General features: G+C 54.0%; 1 pseudogene. It reads right to left on the bottom strand.

The annotated features are described in order from the left end of the window. Window positions 1-734: pseudogene (locus HMPREF2907_RS01230) on the bottom strand (hypothetical protein); the annotation flags it as partial.

A 734-nucleotide genomic window follows, 5' to 3' on the forward strand; every position in this document is an offset into this window, starting at 1 on the left:
AGCTGGGCGACGTTGACGGCGTCGGTGGCTGCCGTACCTTTGGCTACGTTGGCAATCTTGTTGCCGCCGTTGTTCAGACCGGCAGTAGTCAGTGACACTTGGTTCGGAGAGCCGTCTGCACCGATCTTCAGACCGTCGGTAGTCAAGACGCTGTTGCCTGCGATAACACTTTCGGCAACCACGCTGGTCGCTGCCACTGAATCAGCTTTGACATGATCAAACTCAACGTCGTCTGAAGTTTCAACCGTCAGATCTTTGCCGCTGCGTTTCACTCGGATGTTCTTACCTTGTTTCACGGTCACGGTGTCGCCTGCGGCGATTTTTTCGCTGTCGCTGTCGGCTTCGTCGTTCGCTTTCAGCTTCCAGCCTTTCTCGGCAGTCTCTTTCACTGACTTGATCGCGTCGTGAACGTTGTCTGCTCCAGTCTCACCGATGTTGCTGGTCGTTACGTTGCCGTTGTTGTTGGCTGCGTTGCCGCCCAAGATGTTTTTCAGATTCACTTGGGTTTCGTTCAGCTGTTCTTCGGTCGCGGCTTGTCCTTTGGTGGCAAAGTCTGTACCGCCCAACGTTTTGTTGGTCAATCCACTTACCGTGCCGTTCGTACCGTCCAGCACAATCGGAGTGCTGCCGGTCTTGCCCAACGTAACTTTGTCGTTCAAACCGAAATCAACTTTGCCTCCCGGCAGGGTTTTGGTCTTAATGTTGCCATCGGTACCGGTGTAAGTAACGGTGTC

The sequence above is a fragment of the Neisseria sp. HMSC055H02 genome, from assembly GCF_001813335.1.
GTDB lineage: Bacteria > Pseudomonadota > Gammaproteobacteria > Burkholderiales > Neisseriaceae > Neisseria > Neisseria sicca_C.